Below are 24,717 nucleotides of genomic sequence, written 5' to 3' on the forward strand. Positions count from 1 at the left end.
CAGTAGCGACTCCGCCCATTGCTGATCGATGCCATTGCGGAATCTTTCCCATTCGGCAGGCAGAATCAAATGACCATAGCCGATCGTTGCACCGCGCCGCCATTCCTCAACAGGTTGCCCGGTGCCATCATCGTAGGGCATCAGCCGCAGTCCTTCGATCGCCTTCAGCCATTTCCTGCCGGAAGCGCTGAGACGATGCGCCAGCGGCCTGGGCTCCGTCGCGACCTCGTTCAGAAGGTGAAATTCCTGATTACCCAGTTTCCCATCATCATCCATGACCCACTCCTCTAGACCGCAGAAAACAGCCTTGAGTCCTGAGCACTGACCCGATACCACTCAGGGCTCTCATCAATCACCAGGATGACAGGACTCGACGAGGGACGTCACGATCCAGGACAAGGTATGGCACAGTGAAGCCAACGATACTCACCACGACATTACCTATCCTGGCATTGCCCACCTTGGCATTACCTTCCCTGGCACTGTACGTAAGCCGGTCCGGGTACATGTCCCACATCACAGGTCCCTATTCGCACGTCCGCAACAGAAACGGCACCCGCAGGTGCCGTTCGTCGATTCGTACAGTGGCTTCAGGTCAGGACCGATCCACGGAAAGCCAGGTCAGGGCCCCTGCTGCCATCGCCTTGATTCCCGTCGCCATGGTGACCGGGTTACCAGGGAAATAGTACGGCGAATGGGGCATCTCGAGATGGGCCATCTTCTCCGCCACACTGGCACCCGGGGTATCACCCCAGCGCTCGGCAGGCGTGGCACCGATAAACCAGTACACGCAGGGAATGTCTTCACCACCGAAGCCTCCTGCCTCGGCATTGCCGAAGTAGGGAAAATCCTCGCTGCCGTTGAGCGGTCGCATATCGAACAGCGCCGACTCCTCCAGCCACTGCGCATGACCGGCACGCACCCGCGCCACACTGGCCGGGTCATTGTGCAAGGCAATCGTCTGGGACAACACCTCGAACTCCGCGGGCTTCGGCGAACGCCCCGCCTCACATTCCGCATTCACGACACGCTTGATCGCCTCGATGACTTGCTGGTGCAAGGCATCGTCGAAGGTACGTATATTGATCTCCATATCCGAATGATGAGGAATGATGTTGCCCTGAGTACCGGCATGCAGTTTGCCTACAGTGACAACAGCAGTCTGCTCCGGTGGGACTTCCCGGGAAACGATGGTCTGGAGGCGTGTGACGATATGCGCGGCAATGACAACCGGATCGACCGTTTGCGCCGGCATCGAGCCGTGGCCACCTGCGCCATGCACGCGTACCGCCAGCGTCGTGGCCGCCGCCATCGCCTTGCCATCGAGATGGCCAACGGTTCCCGCCAGAGCGGGCATATTATGCTGACCAAGCACTACATCAGGACGCCCGAATCGTTGATAGAGGCCATCGTTGAGCATGGCCTGGGCTCCGCCGAAGATCTCCTCCGCCGGCTGGGCAATCAGCACTGCCGTGCCACGCCAATGCTCTCTCAGCGCCACCAGTACACCAGCCGCTCCCACCAGACAGCTCGAATGCAGGTCATGTCCACAGGCATGCATCACCGGGACCTGGCGGCCATCCGCGGTCTTCCCGGTGTCATCACTGGCAAAGGCCAGCCCGGTTTCCTCCTTGATCGGCAAGGCATCCAGATCGCTGCGCATCATGACCTGTGGGCCTTCACCATTTCGAAGCACCGCCACAACACCGGTTCCTCCGACACCACGCGTCACCTCGAGGCCGAGCTCCTCCAGCGCATCCGCCACAGCCGCACTGGTCTCGAACTCCTGAAACGGCAACTCCGGATGTTGATGCAGCCGCTGGTAGAGCGCACCTACCCGTTCCATCTGCCGAGTCGTTGCCTCCTCCAGCAATGACTGCAGATCTGTCTGATCAATGGCTGCCTGATGGGTCGCTTGTGTCACGATGACATCTCCTGTATCTGGCTTCTCTTCTTGTCTGTCGAAACGGGTCTGTCAAAACGGCCTGTCGAAACGTCTTGCCTACTGGAACGCCTCCTGCCTGGGCCCGGTCTGCTCATGTCACACTCCGAGAGTGCGTCACCGCCCGGCCCTCGCCGTAGCGTTGCCACACCATCAGCACCACGGCATTCACCAGTAGTCCCCAGAAGCCCGGGTGCCAGCCCAGTGGGCTCTCGACCGCGAACTGGAAGGCCAGGAACACCGTGCTGCCCGCCAGAGCGCCCAGCGATACCGCTCGCCGCGTCCAGCCAGGGATGAACAGAGCTCCGATCACCATCGGCAACAGCTGTACGATCAGACCATAGGCTCCAAGCAGCAGCGTCACCAATGACGACGGATTGATCAGTGCGACCAGATAGGCCACCAGCGAAATCACCAGTACGCAGATGCGTGTGGCCATCACGGCCTGCTGCTCACTGGCCTTGCGCATCATGGTCGGGCCGAGGACATCGCGGGTCAGCACCACCGCCGCGGTATGGGCCAGGTTGGCGCCAGTGGACATGGCAGCAGCCAGCGCACCGGACAACATCAGCCCCACCACCCAGGGCGGAAAGTCCGACACATTGATCACCAGCTCGAGCAGAACTCGATCCGCGCTTGCCAACGGTGACTCGGCAAACGTCAGAATGCCGGCGAAACCAATCAGCATCAGCGGCACGAGAAGGTACGCATACAGGGGATAGAAGACACTGACCTTACGCAGACTGCGGCCGCTGTCCGCGCTGTAGAATTTCATGAACAGATGAGGCCACATGGCACCACCGAAGGCACTGACCAGTACAGCGGTACTGAAGGCGCCCCATCCCATGCCGCCTCCTGCCCCAGGCATGGTCAAATATTCCGGTGCCTGGCTGGCAATCTCGGTGAACATCTCCTGTACGCCGCCATAGATATGTTCAGGGATCGCCAGGCCCAGAAACCAGGCGATCGCGATCATCATGATGCCCTGCACCAGGTTGGTCCAACCGATGCCGTTGAGCCCACTGGTGAAGACATAGGCCGCCACCACGATGAAAGCCAGCAAGGCACCCAGCCAGAATGGCACCAGCGAATTGGTCGCCGCCTGAAACAGCATGCCTGCCCCGGCAATCTGCACCGTCAGATACGGCACCATAGCCAGCACACCGATCAGTCCGGCCAGCAACCCCAGAGGAGTACTACGGTAATGATCGGAGATCAGGTCACCCTGAGTGAGATAACCGCGTTCGCGGCCGACTCGTGCCACCTTCGGCCCCAGCACCCATATCGTGACCGGTACCAGTCCCAGATAGGCAATGATGTAGAACGCCGGCGCGCCCCTGGAGTAGGCCCAACCCGGGCCACCGAGAAAGGAGAACGCCGAGAATATTTCAGCGCCGAGGATGAAGAACAGGATCAGCACTCCGATATGGCGCCCACCAGCGACATAATTCTCCAGTGTCGAGGGGCCATCGCCACGGGCCCGTATCCCGACCCACAGCACCACCGCCAGATACGCGAGGGTGATTACCGTCACCAGCACGGAATCATTCATCGCGCTGTCTCCCGTGGCGAATGGCGTAGGCAATCCATAGTCCCAGGAACAGCACCGCCATCCACAGCACATACCAGAAGAACAGGAAGGGAAGCCCCATCACATAGGGCTCGATACGGTTGGCAATCAGCGCGCCAGGCCAGATCATCGCCAGCACACAGACAGCGAAATGGGCGGCCACCCCATAGTGATACGTCTTGCTCATGGCTAACCTCGGTTTGGTGTTGTTGTCGGAGGTATCCATTTCACTATGGTCGGTAGCTCGCAATACCAAAAATATCTATATTGAATAGATCCACAAACATTTTGATATGGGTAGAACCGCGGAATCTGGCGCAGCACCGCGGTTCACGCAGAAACATCAACAGGTCCCTGGATGGAATTTCGACAGCTTCGTTACTTTCTCGCCATCGTTGATGCCGGCTCGGTGTCTGCTGCCAGCCGCCGCATCCACATTGCACAGCCCGCCCTCACTCGCCAGATGAAGCTGCTGGAACAAGACCTCGAGACCCAGCTGTTCGAGCGCCATTCACGGGGTATCTCGCTGACCATGACCGGACGTGCGCTGGTCGAATACGCCGAGGAGTTGCTCGGGCGGCACGATGAGCTCAAGGGAAGACTGACGGCACTGGGCCGAGGGATGACAGGCCGCCTGAGCCTGGCCGTGACGGTGACCCATCTATGGATGCCGCAAGTCAGTGCGCTGTTGCGAGACTTTCGCCAACGTTATCCATCAGTGGCGATGGAAGTGGCGCCACTGCTGTCAGGTCCACAGCTGGAGAGACTCCGGGAAGGAACGCTTGATGCCGGGCTGTTGTATCTGGATCACGATGACTCATCCGAGATTGCCAGCCTGAAGGTCCGCGATGATCGGCTTCTGCTGGCCCTTCCCACAGACTCACATTGGGTCAGGCATCCGCCAGAGCGGCTGTCCCAGATCGAGCAGACCGATTTCGTATGGGGTTTCCGTCACATCTCCCCAGAATACCATGATCGTGTCGCCCGACACTTCCGGCGACTGAACTTTCATCCACGGGTCGTGCAGTATGGTGCCGACAACATTGCCATTCTCAGCATGGTGTCAGCAGGGCTCGGCATTACCGTGGTTCCGGACTCGGCCTGCGCCAATCCCATGCCCGGTGTGGTATTCCAGCGAATGGAGGAGCTCGAGCACTGTGTAATGCCTCTGCACCTGGCATGGCGAGCAGACAATGACTCCCCTACCGTGGCCAACCTGGCAGCGCTGGTGAGAGATCATCTCTCGTCGGCGTCGTTCGAGGCACTGCCATCATGATAGCTTCCTGCCGACTTTGGGCCTGTCTGTCCTGCAGTTCCCTTCCCGCCATGCAGCAGTCACGCATCGGTACATGCAGCAACCACTGCTGGCTGCTCCTTTTGTCGCAAAACCCGATACAGCGTACTCTGGACTGCCAATAGTGGACTGCCAATAGAAAGCACCCAGCGACAAGCTGCCGTTGATAGCGTCAAACCTACCAAAGGAGTCGTCATGCCCCGTTACGCCGACCATCTCTACACGCCTGGTCCCGATAACCCCTTTCCGGGTATCTGGGTATTGAAGAGACGCCTGGGGCGCGACCTTCCCCATCGGCTCGGCTCCAACGAAGGCCTCGATATGCCCCACTCGGCACTGCGGCGCCATTTCGGCGATGCCATGGCCGAGCACGCCTACTGCTATGGCGATGCAGAAGCACACGGGGTCCGCGAACGCTTGTGCCGCGAGCATGGCTTCGACTTCGATACCCTGCTGGTCGATGCCGGCTGCGACAGCCTGTTGGCCCTGGCATTGCGTGCTACGGCTCCTGCCGGTTGCTGCGTGGTCAGTTCCGCCGGCACCTACCCCACCTTTGGTTACTTTGCGCGTGGTCAGGGTTGCCGTTTGATCGAGGTGGATTACCGGGAATCCGAGCACCAACTAGCTCCGGATATTGACGCCCTGATCGCAGCAGCCCACGAGCACAAGGCCCGCCTGGTGTACCTGGCCAACCCGGACAATCCCACCGGCCATCGCCATGATCCAGCTACCGTGAACCGGCTACGCGAAGCGCTCCCCGAGGACTGCTGGCTACTGTTGGACGAGGCCTACCACGACTTCAGGGACGACGCCGACGCCCCTGAGTACCAGCAAGCCCTGGCCGGCGTGATCCGTTGTCGCACAATGTCGAAAGCCCATGGCCTGGCGGGCCTGCGTATCGGTTATGCCATCGTTGAACCAGAGACACTGGCCATGCTGATGAAGGTGCGGATTCACTATGCAGTGTCCAGCCTGACCCTGGCCGCAGCAGAGATCGTGCTCGACCACCCGCAGGAGACGACGCAGCATATCCGCGATGTCATCAAGCGCCGTGAGCAACTCGCTAGCCATTTCCGCGAGTTGGGGGCGGATGTCCTGCCCAGTGCCACCAACTTCATCTGCGTTCGCCTCCCCAGCGCCGAACTCGCCGCCAGAGTCCATGCCGACCTGCTCGACGAAGGCAAGCTTATCGCCCGTGCCGCCCACCCTTCCCTGGGTCATATACTGCGCATCACTGCCGTGGCGGACGCCCTGGTCCCGGGCAGGCTGGCCCGTCTCGAGCAGGCCGTTCAGCAGGGAGCGTGACCCCCTTCTCAACCGGTTTCCTGATACTTCTTGTGCGAACTCGTTGTACAAATGCGCCAGACCATGACCGGAGTCAAGTCCGACTCCGGTCCATCGGTCAGAATGCCTGCCACTCTCGACACTTCTCATATGCTGACCAGCTCTCAAGAAAATCCGGTGCAGAGAGTCCTGTGCAATGCCGGTGCTCTGCTTAGCCCCGGATATATCTGGTCGGGACGGGACACACTTCAACGCCCATCTATATTAGTGACCAACATTATTAGCGATCTGCATTATCAGCGATCTACATTTGAGGGTACGGCTCCTGGATAGCCGTTGCCTCCACTATCGTTCCGAATGAGACCTGGAAATGAGAATACTCGGCCTGCTCGCCATGACATCTCTTGTCGTCACGCCCCCTGCCCTGGCTCAGGCCGACGCCACCGAACCTGCCCAGGCAGCGACCAGCTCTCCATGGATTCTGGTCCCCAAGGTAAGCAGTAACCCCAAGATCGGTACATCAGCCGGCTTCATTGCCAGTTACCTATTCCATACCGATCCAGAATCAACGTCGTCCATGGCGGGCATCACGGGCACATACAGCACAACGGATTCCATCGTAGGCGGAGTCTTCCTGCGCACTTACTGGGATGCGGACAGCAAGCGCCTGACCGCCGGCCTTGGTGGTGGCAGAATCCGCAATGACTACGAAGATTTTCTGGGCACCAGCACGGAAGCTGAAACCACTGACGAGATGAAGGCGGTTTTCGCCCGCTATCTGCAGGAATTTACCCCGAACTGGTTCATCGGCGGTCAGGCGGTCTATACCAACTACACCACCTATGGCGACAGCTTCGATGCCCAACAGGTCCTGGACACTGTGGGCCTGACCGGCGTGGAATCAGGCGCCATCGGTGCAGTGCTGCAATACGACACCCGTAATACCCAGAATGCCCCGACCTCCGGCATCCACCTCAATATCAACAACCTTGCCTATCGGGAGGCCCTCGGAGGAGACGACAACTTTGATACGCTGAAGGTCGAGTTCGATCACTACATTCCCCATGGCGACGGTCATGTTCTGGCCTGGCGAGCCTTCGGCAGGGCTACCCATGATGCTCCGGCCAGCGGCTACTCCAGTGTCGAACTACGCGGCTATACACGTGGTCAGTATCTGGCGCCCAACTCCTTCTCGCTGGAAGCCGAAGAGCGCTGGCATGTTCGAGGCCGCTTTGGCATCAATGCCTTTGCCGGCGTGACCTGCCTGTTCGGCGACGGAGAGCATTGTGGAGACAGCGACAATCTCTACCCGGCCGCGGGCATCGGCGCCCAGTACACCATCAAGCCCGAGGAGCACATGGTCATCACCGTCGACTATGCCGTAGGCAAGGACGATAACGAAGGGCTGTACGTCAGGCTGGGGCAGGCGTTCTAACGGTGCATCGACCCCCACGATGGCTGTGGTAACATCATGTAAACGGCGCCCGCCAAGCCCACGACCAGATAGATAGCGATAGACAATGGAAAAGCCCAACGCAGGGAACCACCAGCAGCTCGACCGCCTCGCCGACGCCAGACACGGCGATATCGTGATCATCTTTCTTTCCGGGCCAACTTCTCTCAACACACCCCTGTCGGCGTTGCAGGAGCACGACACCATCTGTGTCAATGGCTCTGCCAATCACCTGATCGAGAATGGCATCAGCCCATTCCTGTACCTGGTGACCGACCATAACTACTTCATTCGCAATACGGACGCTTTCTTCCATCAAGCCAGTGCATCCCAGCATGTCGTGATATCAAAAGAGCTATTTGACGTAGCAACGCCGCAACACGCGGAGCAACTAGCCAGCCTGAATCCCACCGTTATTCACCGGGCGTGCAAGAGTAAGAAAGGCAGCCTGAAGAACTACCTGTACCTCAAGCTGAAATACTGGAACTGCGATCAGGTGACCTACACTGCCCCCCTCACCAGGCGGCAAGTCATCCATGGGTACAGCCGCAATACACGGCGAGGGTACTTCCACACGCGAACCGTCGCCTATGCCGCTCTGCAACTGGCAGAAACTCTCGGCTACAGAACCGCCTACTTTTCAGGACTGGATATGACCGGCGCGGTGGGCCGTTTCTACGAGAAGGATGGTAGTCCTCGAGAAAAAACCACCCTCGACAAGGATCTGGATAATATCCTGCAGGGCCTTGAGTACATGAAGGGCAGATCAAGAATGCGCGTATATAACCTGTCCAACAACACCAGAGTACCCTACAGCCTCGTGCCCTTTGCAGAAACCATCGAAGCATCGACAGAATAGGTGCAATGAGATGACCGGCGGGCGTCAGGACACCCGCCAGAGGCAACAGCAGGATAGCTCAGCGAAACAGGCGCTTGACGCGCTCAATCAGTGTCTTGCGACGTCGCGGCTTGTATCTCTGCCCTTCTGAGTGAGAGTTTCCCTCGAAAGCCGGTACCCAGGGTTCCCCACTCGCCCAGGGACGCGGCTCACCGTGAAAGCAGACAACATCCGCCTTATCAGGCAGCCCACTCAGGCAGTCCAGCTTGTAACTGACAATACGCCCCGGCAGCACATCCTGCCAACGCTGAGGAGACAGCACGCTTCCCAGGAATCCTTGATCCCCCCAGCACTCCCGTGTGCGGCACCGATCCATATGCTTGTCCGGAGACTTTTTCCACGCATTCCAGACGGCTTCCTTGTCGGCAGAAGCAATATACATCAAGCTGCTGCAGGCCAGTTCCGGGTTGAAGAAGTCCGACAGCATCGTAGTGAACCCGGTATCAAAACCTTTCAGGCTCCCCACTACCACCGTATCCAGATCGAAGAACAGAATGTCACCTTCAATCAAGTTCGGGTCGAAAAGGTGCATCTTGGCCCACCAGCCCGGCCACTGATCAGGTAGCGCAATGGTTGGCACTCCTTCAACGGGGACATCTGCCAGGCAGACAAGCCCCGGAATCTGTTTCGCCAACCATTGGACATGCTGCGGCCCAAAGTCCCCACCACTACGCAGCACACAAACTCGAGTAGCCCTGTGCTCCTGCTGCTCAAGGGTGGTGTGACCTGCATTCGTCATCTTGATTTCCCCGCGCCATTCCCGGACACCTGTTATATCGAAGGTGTCTTCTTCGGCAAGCTGAATGTGCCTACCTCTTCCCTGGATTGTACGGCACCTCATCAGACATCACGATAGTACGACTTGCCATTCAGCGTACGGCAAGGGCCTACAGAAAAGGCCCGGAAGTCTCCTCCCGGGCCTTTCTACCTACTGCCACTTGCTGGATGCCACATCAAGCGATCAGTGAATCTCCCCGCCCAACGGCGTAATACATCAATCCAGCCTCGCGAACGGATTCGGGGTCATAGAGGTTGCGGCCATCGACGATGACCGGCATCGACAACTGGCCTTTCAACCAGGCAAAGTCCAGCGAGCGGAACTCCTTCCACTCGGTACAGATCACCAGAGCATCCGCGCCCTTCACGGCCTGCACTCGATCACCGGCCAGCACCAGATCATCGCGCTCCCCATAGAGGCGACGACACTCCTTCATGGCTTCCGGATCATAGGCCTGCACACTGGCACCCGCCTCCCACAAGGCTTCCATCAGCGTACGGCTGGGCGCATCACGCATATCATCGGTATTGGGCTTGAAGGACAGTCCCCACAAGGCGATGGTGCGCCCCTTGAGACCACCATCGAAGGCGTTGGCCAGCTTGGTGAACAGGGTCTGCTTCTGGCGGTTGTTGACTGACTCCACAGCGGCCAGCAATTCGGCGTCATAGCTTACGTCACGAGCGGTACGCTCGAGTGCCTGCACATCCTTGGGGAAACAAGAGCCGCCATAACCGCAGCCGGGGTAGATGAAGTGATAGCCGATACGCGGATCACTGCCGATGCCACGTCGCACCTGTTCAACATCCGCGCCGAGACGCTCGGCCAGATTGGCAATCTCGTTCATGAAGCTGATCTTGGTGGCGAGCATGGCGTTGGCTGCGTACTTGGTCAGCTCCGCGGCCCGTACGTCCATGAACATCAGCTTTTCCTGGAGACGGATATAGGGCGCATAGCACTCGCGCATCAAGCGTTTGACGCGATCGGAATCCGTGCCCACGATGATCCGCGCGCCATGGGTAAAGTCCTCGATGGCGGCACCTTCCTTCAGAAACTCAGGGTTGGAGCAGACCTCCACACCCAGCTTGACACCCCGGCTGGCCAGACGCTTGCCTACCGCCTCCTTGACCTTGTCGGCCGTACCCACCGGTACCGTGGACTTGTCGACCACCACCTTGTCTTCCTGCATGTACTCGCCAATGGTGTCGGCCACCGCCAGCACATACTTGAGGTCGGCACTGCCGTCCTCATCCGGCGGCGTGCCCACCGCGATGAACTGCAACACACCGAAGCTGACCGCCTCCTTCGCGTCGGTCGTGAAGCGCAGGCGACCGGTAGCCACGTTGTGTTTGACCATGCTCTCAAGGCCCGGCTCGTAGATCGGAATCTCGCCGGCCTTCAGCCGAGCGATCTTGTCCGAATCCACGTCCACACACATTACGTCGTGTCCGACATCCGCCAGACAGGTGCCAGTCACCAGCCCCACATATCCGGTACCAAATATGGTGATCTTCATTCCCTGTCTCCTTCATTCATGCCCACTATCCTTCTTCATACCCACCATGTTCCGTACCCATCACCTTGCATAACCATCAGCAATGAAAACGTGTCACAGCTGCTCGGCATGAACTCCGTAGTAGGCCCGATACCACTCGACGAACCGCGCCACCCCATCCTCTACCGAGACTGACGGCCGATAGCCGGTAGCCGCATAGAGCGCTTCGGTATCCGCCCAGGTTCGTGGTACATCGCCCGGTTGCATGGACTTGAAATCGCAGTTTGCCCGCCTGCCGGTGGCCTTCTCGATGGCACGAATGAAGTCCATCAGCGCCACCGGGCTACCATGGCCAATATTGTAGAGCGCATAGGGCGCCGTGCGAGTGTCGGTTGTCACCTCGCGGGTGCCACGCTTTTGAGGCACCACATTCAGCACGCGCACGATGCCCTCGACGATGTCGTCGATGTAGGTGAAATCCCGGGACATATCGCCGTGGTTGAAGACCTCCAACGGCTGGCCTTGAAGGATGGAGCGAGTGAACTTGAACATCGCCATGTCCGGACGGCCCCAGGGACCATAGACAGTAAAGAACCTCAGCCCGGTCGTCGGCAGATCATAGAGATGCGAATAGGTGTGTGACATCAGCTCGTTGGCCTTCTTGGTGGCCGCATACAGGCTGATGGGATGATCGACATTATCGTCAGTGGCAAACGGGACCTTGTCGTTGGCACCGTAGACCGAGCTCGAGGACGCATAGACCAGGTGCTCGACCGCATGGTGACGACAGCCTTCCAGCACATTCATATGGCCAACCAGGTTGGCATCCACGTAGGCATGAGGATTTTCCAGCGAATACCGCACCCCGGGTTGAGCGGCCAGGTGAATCACCCGCTCGAAGCCTTCCCTCTCGAACAGCTCCGCCATCGCCTCACGGTCTGACAGATCCACCCGCACAAAACGCACATCCTCACAACCCGCCAGATCATCGAGTCGCGCCTGCTTGAGCGAAACATCGTAGTAGGCATTGAGGTTATCGATGCCCACGATGTCATGGCCTTCGCCGGACAATCGCCGCGCTACGGCGTGGCCAATAAAGCCCGCCATTCCGGTGATCAGCAATTTCATTACGGGGTCCTTGAATCGGGTCAAAAACAAGCGCTGCTTCATTGTAACGCGACCAGCTCAGTACCGGGCGACAATTTCCCGGTCAGAGTGCGCCCTATCAGTGCTACCGCACGGAGTGCGCAAGCGCCCCACTGCCCCCAGACAGAGTAGGCTATGGTAATCTTGCGCCGCTTCGTCACCTCAAGGGGCCCGAAGCAATGAACCGGAGTCCACAAGCTGGAGTCCAGATATCGGAGCCGATAAACCAGGGAGCCAGCCGTGAATCAACAGCGTATTGCCTTTGTCATCGAGGACCTCTACGGCGGTGGCGCTCAGAAATCGTTGCTGTACACCGCGGACCAACTGCGCCAGCGTGGCCATGCAGTGAAGGTCTTCACCCTCAGGGACAAGGTAGAACATCGGCTCCCGCCAGGACTGGAAATCGAGAACCTGGCCGTGGTGACTCAGTTCACCAAGGCGACATCCACGGTGCTGACCGAAAAATGGCAGGCCCACCGGATCAACAAGGCGCTGAAGGCCTGGCGTCCGGAAGTGGTCATTTCCTGCTCCTGCGACAAGATCACCCGTCATCTCGACTTCCCCAACCTGTACTTCTGGATCAAGTCTGACGTCTCAGCCAAGTTCAGTGATCCCGCCCAGCGCGAAAAGGCCTTTGCCAAGGTGCGGCGCTTCTACACTGGCCGCAAGGTGATTGCCGTCTCCCACGGGGTGAAGGAGAACCTGGAAAAGGTTGTGGGTCTCAAGGCTGAAACCATTATCCCGATCTACAACCCCTACGAGCGCGAGCCCTTTGTCGAAATGGCCGATGAAGCGCTACAGCTCCCGCCGGGGGTGACCAGCGGACACTACTTCCTGAGCGTTGCCGCCATCGAGCCTCGCAAGCGCCAGGATCGACTGCTGCGCGCCTACCGTCACGCCCTGGATCACCATGGCCTGAGCGCCCCGCTGCTGATCATGGGCAAGGGCAAGCCGGAACATGAGCAGCGCCTGCACGCCCTGATCGAAGAGCTCAAGCTGCAGGATCACGTTCATGTGCTGGGGTACCATCGCAACCCCTATCCGTACATCCAGTCGGCGCTGGCCATGGTATTGACCTCCGAAGCCGAGGGCCTGCCCCGCGTACTCATCGAGGCACTGCTGCTGCATACTCCGGTGATCAGTGTCGATTGCCCCAGCGGGCCGAAGGAAATCCTCTCCCAGGAGCTTCAGGAGTTTCTGCTCGAGCCCGACGACGAGGAAGGCCTGGCAAGCGCCCTTGCTCGCATGGAAGCCAACCCGGTCACCATCGAGCCACGCCACTATCAGCAGTTCCTCAGGGAGAATGTGCTGCCTCATTTCGAAGCGCTTTCATGAAACTACTCGACATTCCCTTCAACGATCGACGCCGGCGCTACCTGATCTTTCACCCTCGTCGGCTTCCGGATCGGCTCGCCCTGGCGAGCACCTCCACGACTGAAGCCTTCGAGGAAGTCGGGTCGAGTCGCTTCTACACCTCGACGGATGGCGCCATCCTCGCCAAGGTCGTGCCGGATAAGTTCTCTCGACGTCGTGAGCCGCTCAAATGGCTGACCCGGGATTACCTGGAGAAGCGCTGCCTGGCCCAGTCCGATGCCCGCAAGGAGTACATGAGCTTGCGGACACTACAGCGGGCAGGTCTGCGCACACCGCGCTGCCACGGCTGGGGGTTGAGTCTCAACCCGGCCAACCGCAATGCCTCATTACTGTTGATGGAGCACATTCAGGGCGCTCGGATGGGAGGCGATGTGGTGTTTCTACAGGCTGACGAGGCCAGCCGGGAACGACTGCTCGACCAGGTCGCCGATGAGGTGCTGAAACTGGCTCAGGCGGGTTATCTGCATCGCGATCTGCATCTCAACAACCTGTTGGTGACTGCTGAACACGAACTGGTCTGGGTCGATGCCCATCTCAAGCCCATGCCCAGGGCCAACAACAAGCGCTGGCCTGCTCTGAAGGCGACTCTCTCGGCCAACAAGTTCTACGGCGAGCAGTATCGCCAGAGAGTCGAGGACCGACTCAAGGATGCCTGGCGCTAGCGTTGCTCCGAATGCGGTTCAGCCAACGCCAGGTAGCGCTCCACAACCGTTGCCAGTCGAAAGCGATCACAGATCTCGGTCGGAACCCGTGGAGGGTGCTCGACAGCCCATTGGATAGTACGGGCGAAAGCCGCATCGTCATCCAGCGGTACAATACAGTCGGCCAGTCCCTCGCAAAGAATTTCCGCCGGACCACTGGGACAATCGACACTGATCGTCGGCGTCCCCAGTGCCAGCGCTTCGGCCAGCACAAGAGCAAACCCCTCATAATCCGAACTCAGTAACAAGGCTCGAGCATGTTGCATATAAGGATAGGGGTTGGTTCGGCTTCCCAGGAAATGAACCCTGTCCGCAACTCCCCGACTTTCGGCCATGGCCTTTACGGCGGGAAGATCCCCACCAGCTCCCACGACAACAAGCGGCAGTTGAACGCCACTGTCACGATAGGCATCGAACAGGCGATCAAAGCGTTTCTGGCGCTGGTTGATGCGACCTACGAAGACCAGGTAATCCGGCGGGACATCATCTATCCGCTCAGCGGCAAGCTCACGAATACGCGCCATGTCGATAGGGTTATGGACAGCGACCTGGCGAGCCATACGAATCCGTAGTCGCGAGGCCATACTGTCGAGAATGCCCTGTGATACCGCCAGCACTCGCCGGTCGCCATACAGGGCCTGCACCTTGCGCTGCTTGAGCCAGCGTCCCAGCCCCCGCTTGTTTCCCAACAACTCGACCACAGGGTCAGTATGCAGGCAGTACCAGGCCGTACTGGCCAGACAACTGCGCGATACCACCTGGTGCGCGTGGTGCAGGTGGGCCACCACCAGATTGAAACCGGATGTCTGGCCCTCCTGCCTATCGCTCAACCAGCCACTCAGCCAGTCATTCAGCAACGCCGCATGACGCGCATAACGTTGCCGACGCTCGGCCCGGGTATTCATTGCCAGAGGCAGTGTTACCAATGCCACGCCCTCCAGCAACTCATGGCTGACTCGTTCGCTGAGCACCACCAGAGTGACCTGAGCGCCGGCTTGATGCATGCCCTTGATCAGGTCACGGACCACAACCGGTGCTCCGCCAGTATCGAGGTGGTCAACGACAAAGAGCACCGAAGTGCCGGTATGGCAAGTGGACTTGGACAATGCAGTTTCCTGTTACATCAGCCGAATATGTTGCCTATGGTGCCAGAAAACGGGATGGCGGAAATCAGGACGCCAGAAATGCCCCAGCAACACGCCTGGGCAGAAAGTCATCCAGCCACTCCTCGCGAATCCGCGGCTTGGGGCCCTCGACGGCAAGGCGTATGCCCTCGGCCAGCGCCTCGACCTCACGTGCCACGATCGACGACTCCAGCTCCCCCTTGAGTATCTGGCGGATACCTCCGGGGCAATCAACCGCCAGCACCGGTGTATCACAGGCCAGCGCCTCGAACAGCACGATTCCCATGCCCTCGAAGCGGGAGCTCAACACGAACAACCGCGCATGATGCATCCACGGATAGGGGTTCTGCTGGGATCCGGTAAAGATCACTCGCTCCTCGATACCCAACTCCTGCGCCAATCGCTGCAGGGCATCTCGCTGCTGCCCTTCACCGACCACCACCATGGGCATCTCTACCCCACTCATTGCATAGGCTCGCAACAGCAGCTCGTGATCCTTGGCCGGCACCAGCCGCGCCACATTGACCAGATAAGGCCCCTCTGGCAGCTCAGGCACTCGTTCCTGCATCCTGGACCTGATGCTGTCGACCGGGCAGGGGTTGGGAATTACCTCAAGAGAGCAAGGGGTAAAACGCCACAACGGCAGAGCCTGACGAACGCTCTGGGCCACTCCTTCGGAAACCGCCACCAGATGGCGGCCATGGTAAAGACAGCCTGAGAAGAGGCGCCGCCGCCAGGAGGCACCCTCGACATGAAAGATATTCTCCAGCACATAGCGCGCACGGTGGTCACGAAAGCTCCAGACCTGCTCGAATGTCCCCTGACCACGAAAGACAATGCGATCCACCTTGCCATGCTGGCGCTCGAAAGCCCTCAGCCAGCATCTGAATACCACTCCGCCCATCACACCGCTACCCAGAAACAACGAGCGCTCCACAAACGGGTTGAGAAACAGCCGTGCCGCCATCTCCAGTAGATACCCTACCCCAGTGAGACGGGCGTACTTCATCAACGGAAGTTTGTGCGCCTGTACATCATCATGCTCAGGTGCCAAGGGTCGTTTGACATCACGAAAGCTGACCAGATGACTCTCATGACCTGCAGCAGCAAACGCATCGGCGAGATTGACCGCCACACGTTCCATTCCTCCCATCTTGAGGGAGCGTACAACAACCAGCGTTCTCAACGTTTCACCATCATGGTTTGAGTTATTGTCTCGGCAGCCTCCTGCTGCACCACTGCTTCGAGCCGGCTATAGCCCATTGAGTTCAGCCCTGATATCCCCGCAGGCCGGGCAGCAGAGCTTGTCCTAAGTCAGATTGTCTCCAATACCGAGAAAACCTTACACCCGGCATGCGTCAGTCGGCAGCAGATGGGCCGAACCAGCACAAATCGCGTCTTCTATGAGACAATGCATAAAACACGCATAAATGGAGTTCAGCGCCAGGACTCGCAGCGGCCCCCACCGGATCATGCGGCCGTTCCTTGACCACCTGACCGCCGAATCCAGCCCTTCAATTCCCTGGGTTGGCAAGATATGAAGGATCAACGACGTTTTCTGCTGGTGCTGCGCCGCATGGATGTCGGCGGCATCGAGCAGGCCACACAGACGCTGGCCGAAGCGCTGGCCGACGTCGGCCACGAAGTGCATGTTCTGGTGCTGAAAGGCTCCTCTCGACGCCGTCTGTCCAGCAACGTCCACGTCCATCACCTTGACGTCGACCGCGCCAGTCGCCGCGGCACCGGGCTGGCCCAGCATCTACTGGACCGTCTGGTGCTCAGCCCATTGATCAAGGGATCCGGTTTCGTCTGGCGTGGCAAGCGCTGCACCAGAGTCTTCTCCGCTTTTGTTGCCGAGCTGGAAGCCACTCATGGCGACTTCGACATGATCCTGATTCGTGGCCAGGGCGCCTTCGAGAATCTGTGGGCCTTTGATGATCCGCGAGCGTGGCGCGTGGTCGAAGCCATTACCGGACGTTTTGCTGATTCGCGCCGTGGACGTTGGCTGACTCGCGTATTGTACCGCGACAAGCAGGTGATCAGCGTCTCCCACGGCGTCGAACAGGCGCTCAATACCTATCTCGAGACAAGAGACGTACCACTGGCAGCGCATGAAGTGATCTACAATGCCGTGCCAACAGGCAAACTCGAACGTCTGGCCTGTGCTCCCATCAGCCCGACCCTCCCCCGTCCCTACCTGGTACACGTCGGCCGCCTGGTGCCGGTCAAGAACCAGGCCCGGCTATTACGCGCCTTTGACCTGGCCATCCAGCAGGGACTGGACCATGATCTGGCCATTATTGGCGATGGCTCACAGCGCTCGGCACTGGAAGCCCTGGCGGGAGAGCTCTCACTGGAGGGTCGTGTGCACTTTCTGGGGCATCAGGCGAACCCCTACCCCTGGGTCAAGCACGCCGATGCGCTGGTACTCAGCTCCGATTTCGAAGGACTGGGAGTGGTACTGATCGAAGCCCTTGCCCTGAATACGCCCTGCATTGCCTGCGACGTTCCTGGCGGCATCAGTGAAGTCCTCATCGACGAACAACGTCGGCTACTATGTGTTCCCGATGATCAGGCGCTGGCGGATACCATGCTCGACGCCGTTCAACACCCGCTGGAGGTCAAGCCGGAATGGCTGAAACGCTTCAGCGAAGATAGCGTGGTCCAGCAGTTGCTCGAGATCACTGACAGGTCCAGCTCGCACCGTCGACAACGGAAGTTCCCAGATGCCTCAACACATTGATCACCATCTGCCGCTGGAAGCGGACCTCAGTTGCCCGGCACGTATTGCCCCCAGCGGTAAACTTGTGATCGAGGATGCCACCTACACCAGGCTCATCAACGAGCTGCCGGATCTTGCCGGCATGACCTGGATGCTGCAGCTGCGCTACCGTTCGACCAGCCGCTTCAAGCTGCCCGCGGTCACGACTCTTGCCGACGACGAGCCGCAATTCACTCAGTACTTCGAAGCCAACCAGGCTGGAGAACGCCTGCTCAACCTGACAGGCCCTTTTGCCCCTCACAGCGTGCAGCTCGACACCCGCCATTGCCAACTGGACGAACAGGTAACGCTGCTCGGCTTCACCAGGCCGAACCTGGATGATGGCCCGCTGCTGATTATCGCGCCACACCCGGATGATGCCGAACTCGCGGCCTACGGCCTCTATCAGCAACACGCCCGCGATACCTGGATTCTGACGCTGACCGCAGGTGAAACACTGAAGCGCCTGGATCGACAGTACCTTCCCGGCCTCGACGCGGATCAACAGCAAGGCAGCCAGCGCAAGGGATTCATCCGCGCCTGGAACAGCGCCACCACACCACTTCTGGCAGGTGTGCCGCAAGCTCAACTGGTCATGCTGGGGTATTTCAACGACACCCTGAGCCGAATGCTGGATAACCCTGCTGAAACCGTGCCATCGGTTGGTGGGCCAGAGGTGAGCATCGCCCCATTCCGACAGTGGAACAAGGCGCCGTTACCCAGCGACGTCAAGCGCAAGCAGGATCCCATTGCCAACAGTGGCGAGAACCTGCTTCATGACCTCGTCTCGACGCTGGACCTGATCAGCCCCACCACCATCATCGTCACCCATCCGGATATCGACCCGCACCAGGATCATCGAGCCGCCGCCATCTGGCTGGGCAAGGCCCTGCAGCAGTGCCAAGAGAAACCCAAACGCATCTTGATGTACGCCAACCACCTCAAGGGCTGCCGCAATTTCCCGCGCGGGCCTGCCTACGCAGCAGCCGGTATCTGGCCCACCACCGCCAGGCCCCATGGCGACCTGTCAGTACGCTTGCTCAGCCACTACCTCGCCCCGGAAACCATTCGCCAGAAAGCCGTGGCGATGGACAGCATGCATGACCTCAGGGGCAAACCGCGGTTGGAGAAGAGCCTGAAGCGCAAGCTGGCCACCCGCCTGCAGGGGCTCCCCCCCGCTGCCGCATCCCCACTTGGTGAACACGACTACTTTGTCACCCACCTCAAGGCCCACGAGACCTTCACCTCAGCCACGCCTGATGCGTTTATTGCGCATGTCCTGACTACGTCAGACTGAAGATTCCACCCTGCTTCCGTGTGTCTCTCAGTTTCCGAGGCACGCGGAAAGAAACATGCACCTTCCCGCTTGAAGTTCTGTGCTCAAACAAGCACAACATAATTGATGCAGATCAAGTTTCTGTATGTAAGTGGACGCTTACGAAATAGCCCTTGTGTCATCAGAAGCCCACCCTATCCCTGTTTCGTTCAGAGATGCCTGGCACCGCCTACCTAGCGCGAGACGGGCCAATATCAGGCATCAAGGGCTCCACAATCCAGCATGCCGCTGGTATCATGACTGAAAAACATTCGTTTACATAAAAACACGTACGGAAGATCAGTTCGAAAGATCTCCGTAATGATAAAGAACGATGAAAAGGTAATAAAAAAGCATGGACCACATGCGGGACAAGCATGGGCCATGCGAATACGCACAGGGATCTCACATGTTTCAATTTAAAGCGACCGAATTCTCAGGGTCGACTGATTATATAGCCCCGAGACACCTCACTGACTACGACTCCACTGAGTACAGCGAGGAGTGCTACAACAAGCTGAGAAGAGCCGTCGTTCACAAGAAGGTCAGCCTCGATTCAACTGGTGAGCAGCATATCGATCTGCTTTCCTTTGACTGGAGCCTCAGCAACAGTAAAGAAGCTTGGTGGAGCAATATCCAGGAGCTCCCCTTTCTCCACTGGTACGTAGACAGTTTTCACCTGCAATCCGATAGCGAAAAAGAACGTTGGTATGCTTTCTGCTACCAAGTTCTTGAGAGATGGCAGATTCAATGTGCTGAAAAATTCAGTTCAGGTGAAAGTAAGAAAACTGTCATATCCCGGGCCGAAAATATCAGATCTTGGCATTTAATCGTATCCAAGGAGCTTGGGCTTCTAGAATCTGTTGAGAAAAATATAAACACCACATATGCAAACACTCTAACAAGCGGGTCTTTATTAAACCCACCTGCTAAAACAACCCATTCCAACAACGTATAGACCAGTCACAGAGCAATATTATACTTCAACACATTGAAACACAGTTTACTGCGACATAGCTCTGTCAAATCTCGCCTCAAAGGGACTGCTATAGTAGCTATATTCCTTTCTTTTCCTCCCCAAAAACAAAACTGCAAACATAATATTCATGGAAAGAAAAAGGAACGCCAGAATAAAAACAATAACCACATACAACCCAGCCTCACGTCAAGACTCGAAAAAAGAAGAAAGCAGCCCTTTAAAAGGGCTGCCAAAACTTCACCTTAAGATATCCGGCAACAATCTAGCAACCAGAAGAGAGCCATACCCATTGAGGTGGTCATCATCAGAATATAAAGGAGTGCTCTCAAGACTCGCCACGCACCTTCCCACGACGTAAGTATTACAGAGAACTTTTTCAGGGTAGATCCGTGACACACCCTGCACAGCTATGGAGTCAAGGAAATCGTAACTCCTGTCATTCCTCTCCTCAAAAACTTCATATGAAGTAGTAATCTGAGGGTCCAGCCCATTTTCTATTCTGTGGTGCATAGCTCTTGGAACATTCCAACCCACCTCTGGGACCGGGTATATAAGCACAACCTTTTTTCCTGAGGAAACCAGCATTTCAATGGATTTCCTGAACGAAGAAAGGACAAGTCCCATATCTCGAGTCCATACTCCATCACTGTCCTTTCCCAAGAGTATAGCGTCTCCTCCTCTCTCTACTCCGCCCTCTCTATTATCAAACCTATTGGATTCAATTTGAAGCGTCCACCTTGAAGCAAGGATGACAGTATTTATACCGGCACTATCAACAATCTCTCTCATTACAAAGTCGTTGAATTCAGCGCAGTCAGAATTAACAACACCATCAATCTCCCTAGTCACCCCGACTATTGGAGCACAGCCCACCTCAGTTAGCTTGATTCCAGATAACTGGCTCTCTTCCAATATCTGGTCGATGCCTAGGGAAAGAGCAGACGCATGACTATCTCCCCACACCGCTACAGATGGAGCCACCTCTGGATCACCCATCTTGCAGAAATCTAAAATACTTTCCGCACTTGAAATGGCTATCCCACATCCCGAAAAGCGCTTCTCAAGCACGGCCTTTGGCTGCTCCAGAGGCACACCCTCCAAGCCTGAATAATCATCTTCTTTCATATAACTATACGAGGCTACGCTAACAGCAAAAACCAAGGGAGCGGCTCCAAAATAGCACCATCTTTTTTTAGCCCAAAAACCCTGCCTGCGCATTGGATTTTCAATCAACTTATACAAAACAACAGCGCTAAAAAAGGTTACGATAACCAGCGCTATTTTTTCGACAACACCTACCTCTCGATAAATATAGTATGTATAAAAAACATACAAAGGCCAATGCACGAGATACATGGAATAGCTTATCTTCCCCACATAGACAGAGACCCTATTATTCAACAGAGAAGACACAACCCCGGCATTCTTAAAATAAATACACAACGCAGCGCCAACGCATGGAATCAAAGCCAAAAGGCCAGGAAACGAAGTCTCTTCACTAAACAAAAAAGCGGAAAGCACAACAAGGAAAATCCCAAGAAAAACCCCTCCCTTTGACCATATATCATTTCTGCTGTATGTCTTTCCATATAGTGCCAACCCTGCACCGATACCGAACTCATAAACTCTAAACGGCGTCAAATAAAATGCAGTGCTGGGCGAAATTCTCATAATCACTTCACAAGCAAGAAAACTCACCAACGAAAGAAAAATCACAGCAAAAATAGCCCGTTTTCGCATCCAAATTAACATTGCAAATATAGTAGAAGGCCATAACAAGTAGAACTGCTCTTCTACGCTTAGCGACCACGTGTGAAGCAATGGTTTTATTGAAGATTCCGAATCAAAATACCCGCTTTCATTCCAAAAAAACAGATTCGATACGGAAAAAACTGCGGAAATAGATGCCCCTCCAAGCCTTGCATAATCCTCACTTGAGAATATCATTGACGCTACAACATAGGTCGCAGAAATCGTGACGAACAGCGCTGGAAACAGGCGCCTAATCCTTCTTAAATAAAAGTTTAAGAAAGAAAATGATCCTGTTGAAAAATACTCTTGACAAATAATAGAAGTTATAAGATATCCACTTATAACAAAAAACACATCCACACCAATATACCCACCAGGGATCCAAGAGAATCCAGCGTGGAATAAGACAACGCTAAGAACAGCTATTGCCCTCAGGCCGTCTATTTCCGGCCTGTATGAAAATTTTTTCATCCCCAGCAACCCCTTTGATTGTTATGCAGCGACATTGTGCCACAGCTTTCTGTTCATCGGCAGATGCTGCAACTGCGCTACCGTTCGACCAGTCGCTTCAAGCTGCTCGCGGTCACGACTCTTTCCGACGATGAACCGCAATTCACACAGTACTTCGAAGCCAACCAGGCTGGAGAAAGCCTGCTCACCCTTCTGCCCCCCCACACAGCGTGCGGCTCGACACTTGCCATTGCCAACTGGACGAACAGGTAACGCTGCTCGGCTTCACCCGGCCGAACCTGGATGATGGCCCGCTGCTGATTATCGCGCCACACCCGGATGATGCCGAACTCGCGGCCTACGGCCTCTATCAGCAACACGCCCGCGATACCTGGATTCTGACGCTGACCGCAGGTGAAACACTGAAGCGCCTGGATCGACAGTACCTTCCCGGCCTCGACGCGGATCAACAGCAAGGCAGCCAGCGCAAGGGATTCATCCGCGCCTGGAACAGCGCCACCACACCACTTCTGGCAGGTGTGCCGCAAGCTCAACTGGTCATGCTGGGGTATTTCAACGACACCCTGAGCCGAATGCTGGATAACCCCGCAGAAACCGTACCATCGGTTGGTGGGCCAGAGGTGAGCATCACCCCATTCCGACAGTGGAACAAGGCGCCGTTACCCAGCGACGTCAAGCGCAAGCAGAATCCCATTGCCAACAGTGGCGAGAACCTGCTCCATGATCTCGTCTCGACGCTGGACCTGATCAGCCCCACCACCATCATTGTCACCCATCCGGATATCGATCCGCACCAGGATCATCGAGCCGCCGCCATCTGGCTGGGCAAGGCCCTGCAGCAGTGCGCCGAGAAACCCAAGCGCATTCTGATGTACGCCAACCACCTCAAGGCCCACGAGAACTTCACCTCGGCAACGCCTGATGCGTTTATTGGGCATATAGCCACTGAGTCATCTTGATAAAAGCGAACAAGAAAGAAAAAGGCCAGCTTGATAGCTGGCCTTTTTGTATCAGATTGCTTGTGAACTAGGTTTCTGCCTGCTGCCTGATCAATCGCCAATAATGCGTCACCAGCCCACCGACGATGATGTTATGAACATACACCCCGCTCCAGAAGGATAGGTAAGCCTCGAACTGATTGATGATGACCCAGTAGATAAAGAAGGCCGCGCTGAAAAACGCCATGTCCCCCGGCATGATGCCTGCTCGCCAGGCACGCAAGGTACCTCGGCCTATCCACCAGGCCAGTGCCGCTGCCAGAACGATGCCCATCAGACCGTAGGAGACGAATACTTCCAGAAAGGTGTTGTGCAGGTGGCCATAGTTCTCACGGGTATACTCGGGAAGCCAGTCCGTTTCCTTCACCGCCAGACTTCTGCCGTTCTCTCCCCAACCGACAAGCGGGCGCTCTTCGATCCATTGTGCTGCCGCAATCCAGGTATGGATACGGTTGCCGATGGAGCTCTGGTACGGCACGGCATCGATATTGCCTTCCATTAGGTCGGCAATGATCTGATTCTCATCCCCTAGCCGGCGTTCCACCACATCGTGGAATTCCAGCCCGGCGAGAACCACCGCCACAAAGCCACCGAACAGCACCACAGCAGACAGTCTGGCCGCTTGCCGACGATGCTGGCGGGAGTAATTCCACAACAGCGCGACCACTGCCATCACCGGCAGTACCACGGCCAATGCCAACCAGATAGCACGTGTCTGGGTAATCAGTACTCCCGTCAGACACATCATCAAGGCAATCAACCAGCCAATGCGTCGTGCAATGGCCCAGGGCCCCGATGCCAGCATGCGTCGTGAGAACGCCAGAATGCCGAGGAGCCCGGAACCGAAGAACATTGCTGTGTGCTGGGCGTTCTGGAGATCAAAATCAACACGCTTGCCCTCTAGTATGCCCATCAGCCACTGATCGATGCCCCCATCGGTTACCAGGGTTGTCGCCAACAGCCCGGCCAATGCCAGCGCCCAGAGCGCCAGCGTGGTACGAGTGCTGCCCCCAAGCCACCAGGCAACACCGATGAACAGAAACCACTTTGCCAATCGATCCAACTGAGGGTTGTCGGGCATCCATTCAGGGTGGTGCCAATAACCCAGCGTCCAGGAGATCAACTGGACGATAACGGCGGCCAGCAGCAGCCATAGCGCCCCGGAGGAACGGAGATGCTTGCCACAGGCAAGCACACACCCCAACCCCAGAACGCCCATCAGAGTACCGCCGACCTCACCGATTTGCGGCCACAACAGACGCAAGGAGCCATAAAGAGCCAGGCTGGTGAACCCCACCCACCACATCAGCCAGGGCGAAGGCCACGGCATTGCCGGTTGCCCGGTCACCCATTGCTGTATTTCTATCGTTCTTTTCATCGCTACC

Annotated in this window: 21 protein-coding genes; 10 read left to right on the plus strand and 11 right to left on the minus strand. The window is 57.1% G+C overall.

Features of this window, described 5'->3' with window-relative positions:
* The 4 genes from BUE38_RS19480 to BUE38_RS19495 all read right to left on the minus strand — a co-directional run.
* On the minus strand, positions 1-276 hold a 276-nt coding region (locus tag BUE38_RS19480; protein WP_143166405.1), incomplete at its 3' end, for a lysozyme family protein.
* Between the two features lie 319 nt (positions 277-595).
* The gene (locus tag BUE38_RS19485) at positions 596-1,924 is read right to left on the minus strand and encodes an amidohydrolase (protein WP_234987111.1); all 1,329 of its coding nucleotides are present in this window, start codon (positions 1,922-1,924) and stop codon (positions 596-598) included.
* A gap of 112 nt (positions 1,925-2,036) precedes the next feature.
* A complete protein-coding gene (locus tag BUE38_RS19490) occupies positions 2,037-3,494 on the minus strand; it encodes a sodium:solute symporter family protein (protein WP_073436916.1) in 1,458 nt (485 codons plus the stop codon).
* Positions 3,487-3,699 carry a DUF3311 domain-containing protein gene (locus tag BUE38_RS19495; RefSeq protein WP_073436917.1) on the minus strand — a complete coding sequence of 71 codons (213 nt, stop codon included), beginning with the start codon at positions 3,697-3,699 and terminating at the stop codon, positions 3,487-3,489. The genes BUE38_RS19490 and BUE38_RS19495 overlap by 8 nt, the downstream gene beginning before the upstream one ends.
* A gap of 171 nt (positions 3,700-3,870) precedes the next feature.
* Here BUE38_RS19495 and BUE38_RS19500 point away from each other — a divergent pair, with 171 nt between their 5' ends.
* The 4 genes from BUE38_RS19500 (at position 3,871) to waaZ (ending at position 8,402) form a co-directional block, all read left to right on the plus strand.
* On the plus strand, positions 3,871-4,788 hold the full coding sequence (locus BUE38_RS19500) for a LysR family transcriptional regulator (RefSeq protein WP_073436918.1): 918 nt from the start codon (positions 3,871-3,873) through the stop codon (positions 4,786-4,788).
* 213 nt (positions 4,789-5,001) lie between these two features.
* Positions 5,002-6,111: a pyridoxal phosphate-dependent aminotransferase gene (locus BUE38_RS19505; RefSeq protein ID WP_073436919.1), complete on the plus strand. Its 1,110-nt coding sequence runs from the start codon at positions 5,002-5,004 to the stop codon at positions 6,109-6,111.
* A 349-nt stretch (positions 6,112-6,460) separates the two neighbouring features.
* Positions 6,461-7,525, plus strand: coding sequence for a BamA/TamA family outer membrane protein (locus BUE38_RS19510; protein WP_084542051.1), 1,065 nt, complete (start codon positions 6,461-6,463; stop codon positions 7,523-7,525).
* An 85-nt stretch (positions 7,526-7,610) separates the two neighbouring features.
* On the plus strand, positions 7,611-8,402 hold the full coding sequence (gene waaZ, locus BUE38_RS19515; RefSeq protein ID WP_073436920.1) for a 3-deoxy-D-manno-oct-2-ulosonate III transferase WaaZ: 792 nt from the start codon (positions 7,611-7,613) through the stop codon (positions 8,400-8,402).
* Between the two features lie 58 nt (positions 8,403-8,460).
* Here waaZ and BUE38_RS19520 read toward each other — a convergent pair whose 3' ends face one another.
* The 3 genes from BUE38_RS19520 to BUE38_RS19530 form a co-directional block, all read right to left on the minus strand.
* On the minus strand, positions 8,461-9,180 hold the full coding sequence (locus BUE38_RS19520; RefSeq protein ID WP_174788057.1) for a hypothetical protein: 720 nt from the start codon (positions 9,178-9,180) through the stop codon (positions 8,461-8,463).
* Between the two features lie 214 nt (positions 9,181-9,394).
* On the minus strand, positions 9,395-10,732 hold the full coding sequence (locus BUE38_RS19525; protein WP_073436922.1) for a UDP-glucose dehydrogenase family protein: 1,338 nt from the start codon (positions 10,730-10,732) through the stop codon (positions 9,395-9,397).
* 93 nt (positions 10,733-10,825) lie between these two features.
* Entirely contained in the window at positions 10,826-11,839 is a 1,014-nt protein-coding gene (locus tag BUE38_RS19530) for an NAD-dependent epimerase (protein ID WP_073436923.1), read from the minus strand.
* A 258-nt stretch (positions 11,840-12,097) separates the two neighbouring features.
* On the opposite strand from BUE38_RS19530, the gene BUE38_RS19535 reads away from it, so the two are divergent.
* Both BUE38_RS19535 and BUE38_RS19540 read left to right on the plus strand, forming a co-directional pair.
* Positions 12,098-13,192 carry a glycosyltransferase gene (locus tag BUE38_RS19535; protein WP_073436924.1) on the plus strand — a complete coding sequence of 365 codons (1,095 nt, stop codon included), beginning with the start codon at positions 12,098-12,100 and terminating at the stop codon, positions 13,190-13,192.
* The gene (locus BUE38_RS19540) at positions 13,189-13,893 is read left to right on the plus strand and encodes a lipopolysaccharide kinase InaA family protein (RefSeq protein ID WP_073436925.1); all 705 of its coding nucleotides are present in this window, start codon (positions 13,189-13,191) and stop codon (positions 13,891-13,893) included. Before BUE38_RS19535 ends, BUE38_RS19540 begins: the two co-directional genes overlap by 4 nt.
* On the opposite strand, the gene BUE38_RS19545 is transcribed toward BUE38_RS19540, so the two are convergent.
* Positions 13,890-15,038, minus strand: coding sequence for a glycosyltransferase (locus BUE38_RS19545; protein ID WP_073436926.1), 1,149 nt, complete (start codon positions 15,036-15,038; stop codon positions 13,890-13,892). The genes BUE38_RS19540 and BUE38_RS19545 overlap by 4 nt on opposite strands.
* Positions 15,039-15,102: 64 nt before the next feature.
* Positions 15,103-16,200 (minus strand): glycosyltransferase, encoded by a 1,098-nt coding sequence (locus tag BUE38_RS19550; RefSeq protein ID WP_234987112.1) that lies wholly within the window; start codon positions 16,198-16,200, stop codon positions 15,103-15,105.
* Positions 16,201-16,593: 393 nt separating this feature from the next.
* On the opposite strand from BUE38_RS19550, the gene BUE38_RS19555 reads away from it, so the two are divergent.
* The 3 genes from BUE38_RS19555 (at position 16,594) to BUE38_RS19565 (ending at position 20,090) form a co-directional block, all read left to right on the plus strand.
* Entirely contained in the window at positions 16,594-17,799 is a 1,206-nt protein-coding gene (locus BUE38_RS19555; protein WP_073436928.1) for a glycosyltransferase, read from the plus strand.
* Entirely contained in the window at positions 17,783-19,114 is a 1,332-nt protein-coding gene (locus BUE38_RS19560) for a PIG-L family deacetylase (RefSeq protein WP_073436929.1), read from the plus strand. Before BUE38_RS19555 ends, BUE38_RS19560 begins: the two co-directional genes overlap by 17 nt.
* 427 nt (positions 19,115-19,541) lie before the next feature.
* Positions 19,542-20,090 carry a hypothetical protein gene (locus BUE38_RS19565; protein WP_073436930.1) on the plus strand — a complete coding sequence of 183 codons (549 nt, stop codon included), beginning with the start codon at positions 19,542-19,544 and terminating at the stop codon, positions 20,088-20,090.
* A gap of 258 nt (positions 20,091-20,348) precedes the next feature.
* Here BUE38_RS19565 and BUE38_RS19570 read toward each other — a convergent pair whose 3' ends face one another.
* Entirely contained in the window at positions 20,349-22,334 is a 1,986-nt protein-coding gene (locus BUE38_RS19570) for an acyltransferase family protein (RefSeq protein WP_073436931.1), read from the minus strand.
* Positions 22,335-22,543: 209 nt separating this feature from the next.
* On the opposite strand from BUE38_RS19570, the gene BUE38_RS19580 reads away from it, so the two are divergent.
* Positions 22,544-23,293 carry a PIG-L deacetylase family protein gene (locus tag BUE38_RS19580; RefSeq protein WP_073436933.1) on the plus strand — a complete coding sequence of 250 codons (750 nt, stop codon included), beginning with the start codon at positions 22,544-22,546 and terminating at the stop codon, positions 23,291-23,293.
* A 67-nt stretch (positions 23,294-23,360) separates the two neighbouring features.
* Here the strand turns inward: BUE38_RS19580 and BUE38_RS19585 are convergent, their stop codons facing one another.
* Complete coding sequence (locus BUE38_RS19585; RefSeq protein ID WP_234987113.1) at positions 23,361-24,662, minus strand: O-antigen ligase family protein; 1,302 nt, start codon at positions 24,660-24,662, stop codon at positions 23,361-23,363.
* Between the last annotated feature and the right edge of the window lie 55 nt (positions 24,663-24,717).

This window comes from Halomonas cupida (genome assembly GCF_900142755.1).
Classification (GTDB): domain Bacteria; phylum Pseudomonadota; class Gammaproteobacteria; order Pseudomonadales; family Halomonadaceae; genus Halomonas; species Halomonas cupida.

Excerpts from the sequence above, each read along its gene's own strand:
- BUE38_RS19525 (WP_073436922.1), bottom strand. The coding sequence starts at position 10,732 with ATGAAGATCACCATATTTGGTACCGGATATGTGGGGCTGGTGACTGGC.
- BUE38_RS19530 (WP_073436923.1), bottom strand. The coding sequence starts at position 11,839 with ATGAAATTGCTGATCACCGGAATGGCGGGCTTTATTGGCCACGCCGTA.
- BUE38_RS19560 (WP_073436929.1), top strand. The coding sequence starts at position 17,783 with ATGCCTCAACACATTGATCACCATCTGCCGCTGGAAGCGGACCTCAGT.
- waaZ (WP_073436920.1), top strand. The coding sequence starts at position 7,611 with ATGGAAAAGCCCAACGCAGGGAACCACCAGCAGCTCGACCGCCTCGCC.
- BUE38_RS19555 (WP_073436928.1), top strand. The coding sequence starts at position 16,594 with ATGAAGGATCAACGACGTTTTCTGCTGGTGCTGCGCCGCATGGATGTC.
- BUE38_RS19550 (WP_234987112.1), bottom strand. The coding sequence starts at position 16,200 with ATGGAACGTGTGGCGGTCAATCTCGCCGATGCGTTTGCTGCTGCAGGT.
- BUE38_RS19495 (WP_073436917.1), bottom strand. The coding sequence starts at position 3,699 with ATGAGCAAGACGTATCACTATGGGGTGGCCGCCCATTTCGCTGTCTGT.
- BUE38_RS19520 (WP_174788057.1), bottom strand. The coding sequence starts at position 9,180 with ATGACGAATGCAGGTCACACCACCCTTGAGCAGCAGGAGCACAGGGCT.
- BUE38_RS19570 (WP_073436931.1), bottom strand. The coding sequence starts at position 22,334 with ATGAAAAAATTTTCATACAGGCCGGAAATAGACGGCCTGAGGGCAATA.
- BUE38_RS19505 (WP_073436919.1), top strand. The coding sequence starts at position 5,002 with ATGCCCCGTTACGCCGACCATCTCTACACGCCTGGTCCCGATAACCCC.
- BUE38_RS19565 (WP_073436930.1), top strand. The coding sequence starts at position 19,542 with ATGTTTCAATTTAAAGCGACCGAATTCTCAGGGTCGACTGATTATATA.
- BUE38_RS19500 (WP_073436918.1), top strand. The coding sequence starts at position 3,871 with ATGGAATTTCGACAGCTTCGTTACTTTCTCGCCATCGTTGATGCCGGC.
- BUE38_RS19490 (WP_073436916.1), bottom strand. The coding sequence starts at position 3,494 with ATGAATGATTCCGTGCTGGTGACGGTAATCACCCTCGCGTATCTGGCG.
- BUE38_RS19510 (WP_084542051.1), top strand. The coding sequence starts at position 6,461 with ATGAGAATACTCGGCCTGCTCGCCATGACATCTCTTGTCGTCACGCCC.
- BUE38_RS19540 (WP_073436925.1), top strand. The coding sequence starts at position 13,189 with ATGAAACTACTCGACATTCCCTTCAACGATCGACGCCGGCGCTACCTG.
- BUE38_RS19585 (WP_234987113.1), bottom strand. The coding sequence starts at position 24,662 with ATGCCGTGGCCTTCGCCCTGGCTGATGTGGTGGGTGGGGTTCACCAGC.